13 protein-coding genes are annotated in these 14,407 nt (G+C 54.8%); 11 read left to right on the top strand and 2 right to left on the bottom strand.

The annotated features are described in order from the left end of the window. Positions 1-28: 28 nt before the first annotated feature. On the bottom strand, positions 29-559 hold the full coding sequence (locus HMPREF2865_RS06665; RefSeq protein WP_003747948.1) for a cytochrome b: 531 nt from the start codon (positions 557-559) through the stop codon (positions 29-31). Positions 560-792: 233 nt separating this feature from the next. Between HMPREF2865_RS06665 and HMPREF2865_RS06655 the strand changes: the two genes are divergently transcribed. From HMPREF2865_RS06655 to waaA, 10 genes are all read left to right on the top strand, one after another. After that, positions 793-2,322, top strand: a complete 1,530-nt coding sequence (locus HMPREF2865_RS06655) for an ABC transporter permease (RefSeq protein WP_070646502.1) — start codon at positions 793-795, stop codon at positions 2,320-2,322. 115 nt (positions 2,323-2,437) lie between these two features. Then, positions 2,438-3,001, top strand: coding sequence for a hypoxanthine-guanine phosphoribosyltransferase (locus tag HMPREF2865_RS06650; protein WP_070646501.1), 564 nt, complete (start codon positions 2,438-2,440; stop codon positions 2,999-3,001). Positions 3,002-3,059: 58 nt separating this feature from the next. Then, on the top strand, positions 3,060-3,488 hold the full coding sequence (locus HMPREF2865_RS06645) for a PTS sugar transporter subunit IIA (protein ID WP_049335776.1): 429 nt from the start codon (positions 3,060-3,062) through the stop codon (positions 3,486-3,488). A gap of 49 nt (positions 3,489-3,537) precedes the next feature. Beyond that, entirely contained in the window at positions 3,538-3,807 is a 270-nt protein-coding gene (locus HMPREF2865_RS06640) for an HPr family phosphocarrier protein (RefSeq protein WP_003683718.1), read from the top strand. Continuing rightward, positions 3,807-5,570 carry a phosphoenolpyruvate--protein phosphotransferase gene (gene ptsP, locus HMPREF2865_RS06635; RefSeq protein WP_070646500.1) on the top strand — a complete coding sequence of 588 codons (1,764 nt, stop codon included), beginning with the start codon at positions 3,807-3,809 and terminating at the stop codon, positions 5,568-5,570. Before HMPREF2865_RS06640 ends, ptsP begins: the two co-directional genes overlap by 1 nt. Before the next feature lie 515 nt (positions 5,571-6,085). Beyond that, positions 6,086-7,201, top strand: a complete 1,116-nt coding sequence (locus tag HMPREF2865_RS06630; protein ID WP_070646499.1) for an ABC transporter substrate-binding protein — start codon at positions 6,086-6,088, stop codon at positions 7,199-7,201. A gap of 116 nt (positions 7,202-7,317) precedes the next feature. Further along, entirely contained in the window at positions 7,318-8,364 is a 1,047-nt protein-coding gene (locus HMPREF2865_RS06625) for a FecCD family ABC transporter permease (protein ID WP_049332949.1), read from the top strand. A 10-nt stretch (positions 8,365-8,374) separates the two neighbouring features. Next, the gene (locus HMPREF2865_RS06620) at positions 8,375-9,139 is read left to right on the top strand and encodes an ABC transporter ATP-binding protein (protein WP_004519103.1); all 765 of its coding nucleotides are present in this window, start codon (positions 8,375-8,377) and stop codon (positions 9,137-9,139) included. Between the two features lie 70 nt (positions 9,140-9,209). Further along, positions 9,210-9,641, top strand: a complete 432-nt coding sequence (locus HMPREF2865_RS06615) for a plastocyanin/azurin family copper-binding protein (protein ID WP_063068540.1) — start codon at positions 9,210-9,212, stop codon at positions 9,639-9,641. A 138-nt stretch (positions 9,642-9,779) separates the two neighbouring features. Continuing rightward, positions 9,780-11,042 (top strand): lipid IV(A) 3-deoxy-D-manno-octulosonic acid transferase, encoded by a 1,263-nt coding sequence (waaA, locus tag HMPREF2865_RS06610; protein ID WP_070646498.1) that lies wholly within the window; start codon positions 9,780-9,782, stop codon positions 11,040-11,042. Between the two features lie 58 nt (positions 11,043-11,100). Here the strand turns inward: waaA and HMPREF2865_RS06605 are convergent, their stop codons facing one another. Then, positions 11,101-13,110, bottom strand: coding sequence for an OPT family oligopeptide transporter (locus HMPREF2865_RS06605; protein ID WP_070646497.1), 2,010 nt, complete (start codon positions 13,108-13,110; stop codon positions 11,101-11,103). Positions 13,111-13,358: 248 nt separating this feature from the next. On the opposite strand from HMPREF2865_RS06605, the gene HMPREF2865_RS06600 reads away from it, so the two are divergent. Then, positions 13,359-14,363: a quinone-dependent dihydroorotate dehydrogenase gene (locus HMPREF2865_RS06600; RefSeq protein ID WP_049332957.1), complete on the top strand. Its 1,005-nt coding sequence runs from the start codon at positions 13,359-13,361 to the stop codon at positions 14,361-14,363. The last annotated feature ends 44 nt before the right edge of the window (positions 14,364-14,407 follow it).

Genomic DNA, 14,407 nt, shown 5'->3' with positions numbered 1-14,407 from the left:
ACGGCCTTGGCTGTTTACCGTTTTACACTTAAGAACGGCGGCCGATCATACGGTACAAAACGTCGTGGCCTTGAATGCGGTGGACGACAACCATGGCGATGTGGCCGGCGACAAGCGCAAAAAGCAGCCAGCCGAGTTTGCCGTGCGCCATATTGCCGAGGTTGGACATCCATTCGATTTTTTCAGGCGAACCCTGCATCACTTCGACACCGAATACTTTCAACGGGCCGCGGCCGCCGCCGTATTGGCGGATCATGCCGATAACGGGAACGGCGAGCATGAGGACGTAAAGGGCAAGGTGGCCTGCTTTGGCGGCAAAGCTGTCGGCGGCAGGACGTTTGGACGCATTGAGCAAAGCCCAAACAATGCGCACGGCAATCACCAGCAACGTGATGAAACCGATGGATTTATGCACGCCGAAGAGCGATTTGACCCATTCTTCGCCATCGTAGATGGTCCAAACGGTAATGGTGGAGAGGATGCCGATGAAACCGAGTACGGTCAGCCAATGCAACGCGCGCGCGACGGCATCGTAGGTTTGTGGGCGTGTAGCGGTCATAATGTTTCCTTGTTTTTGATTTGTTTGGTTTTTTGAATCGGCGGCATTGTAACAAAAATGCCCAACCAATTATGTTGCCTTTTTGAAGAGATTTCGTAAATATTTGGAAAATTTGAAGAAACGGCGGTTTTATCCGTCAGGCTGCCCGGGCCGTCTGAAAACAAGGGCAGGAATACCACCTTCTATGCCGAACTCGGGCTAAAATAGGCGTTTTTATTCTCGGGTACGCATCGATGCAGGTTTGGATTCGGCGGTTTGCGCTGTTGCTTCTGCCTTTAGGTTTCTTGGCGGTCATGGTGGCCGCGCCTTTGCTGTCGCTGGCGTTTTACGACGGCGAAGGCGCTTGGGCGGAAGTGGTAGCTGATGACTATATGCGCCTGCGCTTGGGCTGGACGGTGGCGCAGGCGGTTTTAACCTGCGTCTTGGTCACGGCTTTGGGCGTACCTGCGGCGTGGGTGCTAGCACGGATGGACTTTGCCGGACGGCGCACGGTTTTACGCCTGCTGATGCTGCCTTTTGTGATGCCGACTTTGGTGGCAGGCATGGGCGTGCTGGCTTTGTTTGGCGCACACGGCATGCTGGCGGCAGGTTGGCAGGACACGCCGTGGCTGCTGATTTACGGCAACGTGTTTTTCAACCTGCCGGTTTTGGTGCGCTCGGCGTATCAGGGATTTGTGCGTGTGCCGCAGGCGCGGTTACTGTCGGCACAATCTTTGGGCGCGGACGCGTGGCGGCGGTTTTTCTGGGTCGAATGGCCGGTGGTGCGCGCATGGGTTGCCGGTGGCGCGTGTCTGGTGTTTTTATATTGTTTTTCAGGCTTCGGGCTGGCCTTACTGCTCGGCGGCGAACGTTTTGCAACAGTGGAAGTGGAAATCTACCGGCTGGTGGCGTATGAGTTGGACATGGCGCGTGCGTCGGTGTTGGTGTGGCTGGTGCTGGCGGTTACGGCGGCGGCAGGCGGTTTGTATGCGTATTGGAGCAGGCGCGTGGCTGTGGATAAGTCGGTATCGCCTTTGCCTCCGCGTGCGCCGATATGGGCTTGGGAAAAATGGCTGACGGCAACGGTATTGGTAATGTTGACAGTGTGCTGCCTGCTGCCTTTGGCGGCGGTATGGCTCAAAGCGGTATCGGCAGGCTCTTCGTGGGCAGTCTTGCTGGAAGCGCAAACGTGGGCGGCTGTGTGGAACACCGTCCGTTTCTCTGCGGCAGCGGTGGCGGCGGCGACGGTTTTGGGCGTGCTGTATGCGGCGGCGGCACGGCAAATGGCGTGGTTGCGCGCGCTGATGTTTTTGCCGTTTATGGTGTCGCCCGTGTGCATCGCGTTTGGCGTTTTGCTGCTCTATCCGCAGTGGACGGCTTCGCTGTGGCTGCTGACGGCGACTTACGCGCTGTTGGCGTATCCGTTTGTGGCCAAAGACGTACTGGCCGCGTGGGATGGTTTGCCCAAAGATTACGCGGCGGCGGCGCGCACCATGGGCGCAAATGGTTTTCAGACGGCCTGTTATGTAACCGCGCCTTTATTGAAACCGGCTTTGCGGCGCGGCCTGACTTTGGCTTCGGCAACGTGTATCGGCGAATTTGCGGCCACATTGTTCCTGTCGCGTCCCGAATGGCAGACGCTGACCACCTTGATTTACGATTATCTCGGGCGCGCCGGTGCAGACAATTACGGACGGGCGATGGTGTTGACGGCGGTATTGACCGCTTTGGCTTTGACGGCATTTTTGCTGGTGGACGAAGCGGAAGGACAAAAGGCCGTCTGAACATGATCTGCTTAAATTCCCTTCACTTTCACCACACTATTGCCGCGCCTTGTATCGAAAATTGATTGAATCCGCTATATAATTTGTTTTTAAACGCACTCAACACGACCCTATCATGACTGACTTAGAAACCAAACGCCTTGAAACCCAAGCCATGCTGGACAATGCCGACTTGCTGTTTGGCCAAGAACAATGCCGCGCGGCCTTGCAAAAAGTTGCCGACGACATCACCCGCGACTTGGGCGACAAATACCCCCTGCTCCTGCCTGTCATGGGTGGTGCGGTGGTGTTTACAGGGCAGCTGCTGCCGCTGTTGCGCTTCCCTTTGGACTTTGACTATGTCCACGTTTCCCGCTACGGCGACAAACTCGCAGGCGGCGCGTTCAACTGGAAACGCATGCCTGACCCCGAGCAAATCAAAGGCCGTCATGTAGTCGTTTTGGACGATATTTTAGACGAAGGCCACACCATGGCCGCCATTCAGGAAAAACTGTTGGAAATGGGCGCGGCAAGCTGCCGTGCGGCCGTGTTTGCCAACAAGCTGATCGACAAAGAAAAACCGACCAAAGCCGATTATGTCGGTTTGGACGTGCCCAACCGCTACGTCTTCGGTTACGGCATGGATGCCGCCGGCTGCTGGCGCAACCTCGGCGAAATCTACGCCTTAAACAATAAATAAAACAAAGGTCGTCTGAAAAATCTTCAGACGGCCTCAACCCCCATGCTAGGAACACATCATGATAGGTTTGTTAATCATTACACATGAAACCATAGGTGAAGCCTATCGCGGTTTGGCCGACCATTTCTTTCCCAACGGCTTCCCCGAAAATCTCCACATCCTCGGCGTACAGCCCGACGAGGATCAAAACGACATCATCAACAACGCCATCGCCGCATTGCAGGAATTTCCCAACAACCGCGGCGTGCTGATCATGACCGACATCTTCGGCGCAACCCCATGCAACGCCGCACGCCGGCTGGTGCGCGAAAACAAATCCGCCATCCTGACCGGCCTCAACGCCCCGATGATGATTAAAGCCATCCAATACTCATCACAAGCCGAAAACCTCTCCGACTTCACCGAAACCGTCAAAGAAGCCGCCATCCGGGGCATTTTCGCCATTACATCCGCACCTGAAGACCTGGTGTGCAAAGAACACGGCTAAGGCCGTCTGAAAACATTCACTTTACGAACATTACATTTAGGGGACATCCATGCTCAAACAAGAAATCGAAATCATCAACAAACTCGGCCTGCACGCGCGCGCCTCCAGCAAATTCACCCAAACCGCCTCCCAATTCCAAAGCGAAGTCTGGGTCACCAAAAACGGCAACCGCGTCAACGGCAAAAGCATCATGGGCCTGATGATGCTGGCCGCCGCCAAAGGCACCGTGATTGAGCTGGAAACAGAAGGCGCAGACGAAGCCGCCGCCATGCAAGCGTTGACCGACCTCATCAACGACTACTTCGGCGAGGGCGAATAATGAGCATCGTCCTACACGGTGTAGCCGCGGGCAAAGGCATTGCCATCGGCCACGCCCACCTCATCACGCGCGGCACAACGGAAGTCCCCCAATACGACATTGATCCCGACAAACTCGATGCCGAAGTCGCCCGTTTCGACAACGCCATCAAAGCCACGCGCAAAGAATTGGAACAGTTACGCGGTGCGATTCCCGAAAATGCCCCGACCGAATTGGGTGCGTTCATCTCCCTGCACCTGATGCTGCTGACCGACGTCACCCTCTCGCGCGAACCCATCGACATTTTGCGCGAGCAGAAAATCAACGCCGAATGGGCATTGAAACTGCAAAGCGACAAGCTTGCCGCCCAGTTCGACAGCATCGACGACGACTACCTGCGCGAACGCAAACAGGACATGCTCCAAGTCGTCCGCCGCATCCACAACAACCTTGTCGGCCAAAGCAACGAAATCAACCTCGCCGGCAACCTGTTTGACGATACCGTCCTCATCGCGCACGACCTCTCGCCTGCCGATACCGTACTATTCAAAGAGCAGCACATTACCGCCTTCGTAACCGATGCCGGCGGCCCGACCAGCCACACCGCCATCTTAGGCCGCAGCCTCGACATCCCTTCCGTCATCGGCCTGCACAACGCCCGCAAACTCATCACCGAAAACGAAATCGTCATCGTCGACGGCATCAACGGCGTCCTCATCATCGATCCCGACGAAGTCGTCCTCAACGAATACCGCCGCCTCGCCCGCGAATACCGCAGCCACAAGCGCGAACTCAACAAAATCAAAAAAACCGCCGCCACCACGGCCGACGGCATCAACATTGAGTTGCTCGCCAACATCGAATCCGCCGAAGACATCAAAGCCCTGCACAACTTCGGCGCAGACGGCGTCGGCCTGTTCCGCAGCGAATTCCTCTACCTCAACCGCGACAACATGCCGACCGAAGACGAACAATACGAAGTCTATGCCGGCATCGTCAAAAAACTCAAAGGCAAAAACATCACCATCCGCACCGTCGATTTGGGCGTCGATAAAAATCCGCGCTGGTTCGGCCAAAACAGCACGCCCAACGGCAGCCTCAACCCCGCGCTCGGCCTGACCGGCATCCGTTTGTGCCTCGCCGAGCCGGTCATGTTCCGCACCCAAATGCGCGCCATCCTCCGCGCCGCCACCCACGGCCCCGTGCGCATGATGTGGCCGATGATTACGTCTATTTCCGAAGTGCGCCAATGCCTTATCCATCTGGACACGGCCCAACGCCAACTCGCCGAACGCGACGAAGCCTTCGGCCCGGTCAGCATCGGCTGCATGATTGAAATCCCATCCGCCGCCATGACCGTCGGCAGCATCCTCAAGCTCGTCGATTTCATCTCCATAGGCACCAACGACCTGATTCAATACCTCTTGTCGGTCGACCGCGGCGACGACAGCGTCAGCCACCTCTACCAACCCGGCCACCCTGCCGTCCTCAAAACGCTGCAACACATCATCCGCACCGCAAACCGCATGGAAAAAGGCGTGTCCATCTGCGGCGAAATGGCCGGCGATACCGTCTTCACCCGACTGTTGCTCGGCATGGGCTTGCGCCGCTTCTCCATGAACCCCAACAACCTGCTTTCGGTTAAAAACATCATCCTGCACAGCCACACTGGCCATCTCGAAAACGATGCCGCCAAAATCCTGCGCTGCGAAGACCCGGAAAAAGCCGAAAAACTGATTAAAATCCTCAACCAAAGCGAACAGGCGGAATCACAGGCCGTCTGAATCTCTAAAAAGGGCGTGTTTCGATACACGCCCTTTTATTCGTCCCCATTTTGGGTTTACGCCCGACTCTCCCTTAAGCCCTCTTCTTCCCTATTTCGCCATTTCAAAAACCAACCTTTTTCATTTTTCCCAAATACTGCTTACAGGCCGTCTGAAAAATATAGGGCGCAAGTGAAATAAAACTTTTATGCCTCCACCAAAGGCCGTCTGAACCCTGATTGCAAGGTTTCAGACGGCCTTGTTTTCAACCGAATACCTTTTATTTTTTTGCAATAAAAAACCCTTTACCGATCCATTCCAGCTACTGCCCACTATGGCTTTAGGTACCCCATATCATTCCTTTTTACTAGGTCTTCAGTACACCAAAGCCCTATATAAACACTATCCCTTCGTTTTAATGATGAAACTTTTTATTTCGAAATATGTCTATCCCTACATTCACTTGAAAAAAGATTCAATACCTTATAAATTTATAAAAAGATAGTAATTATCATCATATTTTAAAGGAATGATTCATGAGATTTACGCAACTTTCTGCTTTGATTGCCGCCGCAGCTTTATCAGTCGGCTCCGTATCCGCTTTTGCCAAACCCGTTCAGCTGACCGATATCCTCGGCCGTAAGGTAACTGTCGACCTGCCTGCCAAGCGCGTGGTGTTGGGCTTCTACTATCAAGACTACATGGCCATCGGCGGTAAAACCGCGCTGGACAACGTTGTCGGTTTTTCCAAAGCAGTTTGGGCCGACTGGGCGCCGCCAAGCTGGGCGGCATTCAGCAAAGCCGTGCCTAAACTGAATCAGCTGACCGACGTGGGCGAAGTGGAAGTCGGCACTTTTTCGATTGAGAAAGTATTGGCGCTGAAACCTGATTTGCTGGTTTTGGCCGAATGGCAATACAAGGCTTTGGGTTCCGATCTCGACCGCATCAACAAAGCCGGCATCCCCATCGTCGTGTTGGACTACAACGCGCAAACAGTGGCCAAACACGTTCAATCGACCAAGCTCATCGGTACATTGACCGGACAGCAGCAAAAAGCCGACAAACTGGCGGCAGACTACAAACGCATCGCCGACACCATCCAGGCGCGCGTGCAAAAAGCCAACCTGCCCAAGCCTAAAGTCTATATCGAGTTCGGCAACAAAGGCCCTGCCGAACACAGCGTTACCTTCGGCAAGAGCATGTGGGGTTCGATGGCGACACTGGTCGGCGGCAACAATATCGCCGCTTCTTCGGTCGAATTCTACGGCCCGATCAATCCTGAAAAAGTCCTCGCCGCCAAACCCGACGTGATCGTGATTACCGGCCGCGAAACCGAATTGAAGAAAAACCCTGCCGCCATGGTGATGGGCTGGGGCATTCCAAAAGCCGAAGCGGAAAAACGCTTGGCAGGCTTTGCCAAACGCGCCGGCTGGGCCAACCTGCCTGCGATTAAAAACAACCGCCTCTACGCCGCCTACCACGCCAACTCGCGCACGCTGTCCGACAGCGCGTCGATTCAGTTTATGGCCAAAGCGATTTATCCGCAGTTGTTTAAGGATTTCAACCCTGAGAAGACCTATCTGGACTTCTACCGCCAAAACCTGCCCGTCGTACCGAACGGCACGTTCTACCTCTATCCGAAAGGACAATAAGGTAATTTAGATTTTCAGACGGCCTTTTAAATCGGAAGGCCGTCTGAAATTTTTGCGGAAGAAAAAGGCAAACCTGTTCTCCCCTTTCACAACACTCTTTTTTAAAGGTTTGAAACATGAATGATTCGGTTGTCGCCGAGATTGTGAAAAACCAGCGCAAGTTGGAAGGCAAGCGTTGGTTGATTGTGTTGATGTTTTTAGTCATCGCAGCGGTCAGTTTCCTATTCGACATCGCCACCGGCCCTGCGATGACGGACACGCTGCCCGTCGGCGAAGTGGTCAATGTTTTGCTGGGCAAACCCGAAGTCGATGAAATGAACCGCCTGATTGTGATGGATTTGCGCCTGCCGATTGCGGTGATGGCCTTGGTGGTCGGCGCGGCTTTAGGTGTCGGCGGTGCGGAAATTCAAACGCTCCTGAACAACCCGATGGCCAGCCCTTATACGCTGGGCTTGGCGGCGGCGGCGGGTTTGGGCGCGTCAGCGGTGATTGCGTTCGGCGGTTTCGGGCTGCCTGAAACGGTCGCCGTTCCCATCGGCGCGTTTGTGATGACCATGCTGGCTTCGGGCATCTTGTTTCTGTTTGCCTCAGCGCGCCGCTTCAATTCGGCGATGTTGGTGTTGGTGGGGATTGCGCTGTTGTTCCTGTTTCAGTCGATTTTGTCGCTGATTCAATTTATCGCCGCGCCTGAGATTTCGCAGCAGATTCTGTTTTGGCTGTTCGGCAGCCTGACCAAGGCGACTTGGGAAACAGTCATCGTTACGGCGGCGGTTACGGCGGTATGCGTGTTTCTGCTTTCGCGCGATGTGTGGAAGCTGACTGCGCTGCGCTTGGGCGAAGAACGCGCCGTCGGGCTGGGCATCAATCTGCAATTTTTACGCCTGAAAACGCTGGTGTTGGTGGCGGTAATGACGGCGACAGCCATCAGTTTTGTCGGCGTGATCGGCTTTATCGGCTTGGTTGCGCCGCATGTGGCGCGGATTCTTTTGGGCGAAGACCAACGTTTCTTCCTGCCCGGCGCGATGCTGGCGGGGGCGGCGTTTTTGTCGGTAGCCAGCGTGTTGTCCAAGGTGATTATCCCGGGCGCGCTGTTTCCGGTGGGGATTGTTACGTCGTTTGTCGGCGTGCCGTTCTTCTTCTGGATTGTATTAACGAAACGATAGGCCGTCTGAAATGTTGAAACTTGAAAACGTACACATCCGGCGCGGCGATTATGTGGTCGCCGACAATATCGATTTGACGCTGGAACAAGGCAAAGTCTATTCCGTGCTCGGCCCCAACGGCACGGGCAAATCCTCACTGATGAAAACGATTTTCGGCGAAGTGGCGCACAAAGGCACCATCCGCTACGGCGACGAAGTGTTGAGCAAAATCCACCTGCAAAGCTGGCGCAAACGCATAGGCTATATGCCGCAGGACACCGCCGCCGAAGCCTCGCTGACCGCGCTGGAAGTCGTGTTGCTCGGCCGCATGGACGCGCTGCACATGCACGTCGGCGACGAACTGCTGCACGAAGCCGCAAGTATCATGGCGGAGCTGGGCATCGGCCATCTGGCGCACCGAGACGTTATGCGGCTTTCCGGCGGACAGCGGCAGCTCGTGATGTTTGCCCAAGTCATGCTGCGCCGCCCCGAAATCCTGATGCTGGACGAACCGGTCAGCGCGCTGGATATGCACCATCAGCTCAACCTTTTAGAGCGCGTGGTGCAATACACGCACGAACACAATCTGGTTACGTTGATGGTGTTGCACGATTTGAGCCTCGCCGCGCAGTTTTCAGACGGCGTGATTCTGCTCGGCGAAGGCAAAGTACAGGCGCAGGGCGCGCCGCAGGACGTGTTGCAGGCGGACATGATCGGCAGGCTGTATAAAGTGGACATCGAGCTCTTATACGACAGCAAAGGCCTGCCCGTTATTCGCCCAATGCGGCAATCCTAGCTGGGAAATCTGCCATCAAGAAACCGGCCCCAGCAATCATTTTATACTCTTCACAAAAAAGGACTTTCCCATGAAAAAATCACTCTTCCTCCTGATGCTGACCGCTTCCCTGAGCGCATACGCCGCCAACCACGAAATCAAAATGCTCGACAACGGCAAAGACGGCAGCATGGTGTTCGAGCCCGGCTACGTCAACGCCAAAGTCGGCGACACTGTTACCTTCAAAGCTACTAACAGCGGCCACTGGGTGCAAAGCAAAGCCCTGCCCGACGGCGTTGCCGACTTCCTCTCCGAAGACGGTAAAGACTTCACGCTCAAGCTCGACAAAGAAGGCGTATATGTCTATACCTGCCCGCCGCACCGCATGATGAACATGAGCGGCGTGATTCAGGTCGGCAAGCCGGTAAACAAAGCCAAAGCGCAAGCCGTTGTCGATGAAATGGAAAACCGCGCCATGCAAAGCAAAGGCCGTCTGAAAAAATATATGGCGCAAGTGAAGTAAACGCTTTTATGCCTGTATTAAAGGCCGTCTGAAACCTTTCAGACGGCCTGTTTCCTTTGCGTAAAACACGCATCAAAGCTATATCTTCCGTTTCAGTTTCCGATAAAATAGGCCTATTCCGACATAAGACCCGTAAGCATGATACGCCGCCTTTACGCCACGCTGTGGCACCTCGCCCCCTTCCTGATCCGCCGCCACCTGCGCCGCCGCGCCCTCAAATCCCCAGCCTATCTCGAGCATTGGGACGAGCGTTTCGGGCAGGCGTATCCCAATCCTGTACAACACCCGATTTGGATACACGCCGTATCCGTCGGCGAAACGCGTGCGGCCGAGCCTTTGGTGCAGGCATTGCGCCGCCATTTTCCCGACTCGCCGTTTTTGATTACCCAAATGACACCGACCGGCCGCGCCACCGCGCAATCCCTGTTCCCCGATGCGCAATGCCGTTACCTGCCCTACGACAAATCCGAATGGGTCGCCCGATTTTTAGCCGAACACCGCCCCATCTGTGGCATTTTGATGGAAACCGAAATCTGGCCCAACCTGATGCAGGGTTGCAAAGAAGCAGGCATTCCCCTCTTTTTGGCCAACGCACGCCTCTCTGAAAAATCCCAACGCGGCTACCTCAAAATCCGCAAGCTGGTCGAGCCTGCCATGCAGACTCTCTCCGGCTGCTTTGCCCAAACCGCCGCCGATGCCGAACGCCTGCACCTCATCGGCGCGTCCAATGTCCACGTCTGCGGCAACACCAAATACGACATCGCGCCCCCCGACGACTCGCGCCCGCTTGCCGTCGCCTTTAAAGAACGCATCGGCGCACGCCCCGTCGTCGTCTGCGCCAGCACGCGCGTGTACAAAGGCACAGACGAAGCCGAGCTGCTCCTCAAAGCATGGCAGGGCTACCGCGGCAATGCCTTGCTGGTCATCGTACCGCGCCACCCTGAAAACTTTCAGACGGCCTACGATACTGCCAAATCGCTTGGCTATACCGTCCAAAAACGCAGCGACGGACAACCCGTTTCCCCCGATACACAAGTTTGGATAGGCGACAGCATGGGCGAACTTGCCGCCTACTACCTCAGCGCAGACATTGCCTTCGTCGGCGGCAGCCTCGTTGATGCCGGCTGCCAAAACATCATCGAACCCATCTCCTGCCACGTCCCCACCCTCTTCGGCTACTCCAACTACAACTTCGCCCAAGCCTGCAAAGGCGCAGTCGAAGCCAAAGCCGCCGTCCGCGTCGAAACCGCCGAAGCCTGGTACAGAACCACGCGCCAATACCTCGACGACGAAACGCTGCGCCAACAGCTGATCAGCCACACTGAGCAATTCATTTCGCAACACCAAGGCGCCAGTGCCAAAATTGCCAAAGCGATTGCAGATTGTTTGAATCAGCGTTAAGAGATAAAAAGGCCGTCTGAAACCAAAGTTTCAGACGGCCTTTTCTCAACCTACAAACTTAGCGTCCTGCTTTCAACACGCGACGTGCAAACACGAACATACCGAAAACAAAAAACGCCAAGCCCAGCCATTTGGCGGCCGTATCCCAGTTTTCCAAGTTCAGGGCCAAAGGCGCATCCGAACCGCCGTTGGTTACGGAGAAGGCAATGATAAACGCCATAATCACACCGATCAGGCTCTCGCCGACAATCAAACCGGCAGAGAACAGCGTACCGATACGTTCCGCATTTTTCAGACGGCCTTCACGGTTTTCTTGACGGCTGGCGATGACGGATTTCAACACCGCCGCCAATACCGCGCCGATCACAATCGGCATATTCACAGACGGCGGCAAGTAAATGCCCATGCCCACGGCCAATACCGGCAAAGCACGCTTGCCGCCGGAAGATTTGCGCAATGTGAAATCGACCGCAATCAACGCCACGCCGATGGCCACGCCGGTGAAAATATAATCCCATTGCAGATTGTGTGAGAAAATACCTTGGGCGATGGTGGCCATCAAAGTTGCCTGAGGCGCGGCAAGGGCTTGGGCCGCATCCATGCCTTCACGCGGCATCGCGCCGGTAAAGCCGTAGGCTTCATACAAAAGCTCCAACACAGGCGAAATCACCAATGCACCGACAACGCAGCCGATAATCAGCGCAACCTGCTGTTTCCAAGGCGTCGCTTTTACCAGATAACCCGTTTTCAAATCCTGCAGGTTGTCATTGGAAATTGAAGCCACACAGATCACAGATGCGCCGCAAAACAACGTCAACGCCAGCAGGAATTTGCGGTTTGCCTCATCCGCCATCAAGCCGCCGGATTCGCCGACCAGCAGCAACACCAGCGAAATGATAACGATAGAGACGATGCCCACACCCGAAATCGGGCTGGAAGACGAACCGACCAAACCGGCCATATAACCGCAAGCCGCGGCCACTAAAAAGCCGATAATCGAAGCCAGCAGCGTACATACGACCACCAACAGCCAAGCCAAACCGCCGGAAATATGCGAGTCGCCGATAAAGTGGAAGAAGGACACGCCCAACACCAGCATCATCGCCAACACCCAGGCAATCATCGCCTTAGGCGACAAATCCTGTTCCGTGCGCTCGGTCATCTGCGCGCCGCCGAAATTACGGAAAGACAGGCGCATACCCTCGACCATCGGTTTCATCAAAGTCAACAGCGTCCAAATCGCCGCAATACCGATCGTACCCGCGCCGATAAAACGGACTTTTTCCTTCCACAAAGACATCGCAAAAGGAATCATCTCCATATCGGCAGGTTGCGGAATATGCGCCGACAGATAAGGCACGGCCACGCCCCAGGCAATCGAAATACCCAGCAAAATCGCGATACCGCCGGTCAGGCCGACCAAATAACCCGCGCCCAGCAAGGCCAAAGAAAAGCCCATCGGCACTTGGAACACCGACGCGCCGCCTTTAAACCAAAAGCTCGCGCTGTCCGCCACCACGCGCAAACCGCTTGCGCAGAAGCTCATCAAACCCGCCAGAGCGCCGCCCGACACCAATTCCTTGATACCGCTGCCGCCTTCCTGTTGGTCCGCATCATGGTCGCCGACCTTTAAAATCTCGGCCGCTGCCACACCTTCCGGATAAGGCAAATCGCTCTTCACCACCATTGCATAACGCAAAGGCACAGTGAAAATCACGCCCAAAATACCGCCGGACATACACAGCAGCGTTGTCTGCCAAAACGGGAAGCCCGCCCAATAACCGGCCATCAGCAAACCCGGCAGAATAAAAATAATACTGGAGAGCGTACCCGCGGCCGAAGCCTGAGTCTGCACCATATTATTTTCCAGAATATTGCTGCCTTTAAAAAACTTCAAAACCGCCATCGAAATCACCGCAGCCGGAATCGAAGACGCAAAAGTCAGGCCCACCTTCAAGCCCAAATACACATTGGATGCCGTAAAAATCACCGTAATCAACGCGCCGAGAATTATCCCCCGCAACGTCAGCTCACGGAAACTCGCATAAGGATCAACCGCCTGTTTCATAAAAATATTCCTGTATCAGGTAAACAATCAAATCAAAACTTTTCAGACGGCCTTTTGATACATCCATCAGGCCGTCTGAAAAGCCTCTCTTTTACCATTTTAATGAACTATCCGATTACACGCAAAAGCCCTATTTATTTTCATTTGACGCCAAACAATAAAATCATATCGATACAGACGTTTGGGGCAGTTTGACGGTTTCAGGTAAAATAACGCCAAATTCATCAACCGTTCAGAAAGCTGCCGCCATGTATTCACTCGTCCGCCCTATCCTGTTCCGTTTCGATGCAGAAAAGGCCCATCATTTCACGCTCAACAGTTTGCGTTCTATCGAAAAACTCGGCCTGCTGCCCAAAGTGGACAGCCACACTCGGCCAACCGAGCTGATGGGCTTGCAGCTGCCCAATCCGGTCGGCTTGGCGGCAGGTTTGGACAAAAACGGCGAGTGTATCGATGCGTTTGCCGCTTTGGGTTTCGGCTTTGTCGAAATCGGCACGGTAACGCCCAAGCCGCAGCCGGGCAATCCGCAGCCGCGCCTTTTCCGCGTTCCCGAACACCAAGGCATCATCAACCGCATGGGTTTCAACAACCACGGCATCGATGCGATGATCCGCAACATTGAAAACAGCCGCTTTAAAGGCATTTTGGGCATCAACATCGGTAAAAATGCCGTTACGCCGATTGAAAACGCGGCCGACGATTATCTGATTTGCTTGGAAAAAGCCTACGCCCACGCGAGCTACATCACGGTCAATATTTCCTCTCCCAATACGAAAAACCTGCGCGCTTTGCAAGGCGGCGACGAATTGAGCGCATTGTTGGAAGCCTTGAAAAACAAACAGGCGCAACTGGCGGCCGCGCATGGCAAATATGTGCCGCTGGCAGTCAAAATCGCGCCGGATTTAGACGAAGCGCAAATCGACGACATCGCCCATGTGGTCAAATCCGTGGAAATGGACGGCATCATCGCCACCAACACAACCATCGACAAATCAAGCTTGGGCAGCCATCCGCTTGCAGGCGAACAAGGCGGCTTAAGTGGCTTGCCCGTACGCGAGAAAAGCAATCAGGTGTTGAAACTTTTAGCGGAACGCATTGACGGCAAGCTGCCGATTATCGGCGTCGGCGGCATCATGAACGGCGCGGACGCGGCAGAAAAAATCCGCTTGGGCGCCAGTGCGGTTCAAGTGTACAGCGGTTTGATTTATCGCGGCCCTGAGTTGATTAAAGAGTGTTTGGCTGCGTTGAAATAATACTTTTCCAAAAATAAGGCCGTCTGAAAGATTTCAGACGGCCT

Origin of the sequence: Neisseria sp. HMSC073G10, assembly GCF_001812605.1 — a bacterium.
GTDB lineage: Bacteria > Pseudomonadota > Gammaproteobacteria > Burkholderiales > Neisseriaceae > Neisseria > Neisseria subflava_A.
The sequence above is the reverse complement of the archived record's forward strand: the minus strand, read 5'-3'. Positions and strand labels throughout refer to the sequence as shown.

Excerpts from the sequence above, each read along its gene's own strand:
- HMPREF2865_RS06665 (WP_003747948.1), bottom strand. The coding sequence starts at position 559 with ATGACCGCTACACGCCCACAAACCTACGATGCCGTCGCGCGCGCGTTG.
- HMPREF2865_RS06655 (WP_070646502.1), top strand. The coding sequence starts at position 793 with ATGCAGGTTTGGATTCGGCGGTTTGCGCTGTTGCTTCTGCCTTTAGGT.
- HMPREF2865_RS06650 (WP_070646501.1), top strand. The coding sequence starts at position 2,438 with ATGACTGACTTAGAAACCAAACGCCTTGAAACCCAAGCCATGCTGGAC.
- HMPREF2865_RS06645 (WP_049335776.1), top strand. The coding sequence starts at position 3,060 with ATGATAGGTTTGTTAATCATTACACATGAAACCATAGGTGAAGCCTAT.
- HMPREF2865_RS06640 (WP_003683718.1), top strand. The coding sequence starts at position 3,538 with ATGCTCAAACAAGAAATCGAAATCATCAACAAACTCGGCCTGCACGCG.
- ptsP (WP_070646500.1), top strand. The coding sequence starts at position 3,807 with ATGAGCATCGTCCTACACGGTGTAGCCGCGGGCAAAGGCATTGCCATC.
- HMPREF2865_RS06630 (WP_070646499.1), top strand. The coding sequence starts at position 6,086 with ATGAGATTTACGCAACTTTCTGCTTTGATTGCCGCCGCAGCTTTATCA.
- HMPREF2865_RS06625 (WP_049332949.1), top strand. The coding sequence starts at position 7,318 with ATGAATGATTCGGTTGTCGCCGAGATTGTGAAAAACCAGCGCAAGTTG.
- HMPREF2865_RS06620 (WP_004519103.1), top strand. The coding sequence starts at position 8,375 with ATGTTGAAACTTGAAAACGTACACATCCGGCGCGGCGATTATGTGGTC.
- HMPREF2865_RS06615 (WP_063068540.1), top strand. The coding sequence starts at position 9,210 with ATGAAAAAATCACTCTTCCTCCTGATGCTGACCGCTTCCCTGAGCGCA.
- waaA (WP_070646498.1), top strand. The coding sequence starts at position 9,780 with ATGATACGCCGCCTTTACGCCACGCTGTGGCACCTCGCCCCCTTCCTG.
- HMPREF2865_RS06605 (WP_070646497.1), bottom strand. The coding sequence starts at position 13,110 with ATGAAACAGGCGGTTGATCCTTATGCGAGTTTCCGTGAGCTGACGTTG.
- HMPREF2865_RS06600 (WP_049332957.1), top strand. The coding sequence starts at position 13,359 with ATGTATTCACTCGTCCGCCCTATCCTGTTCCGTTTCGATGCAGAAAAG.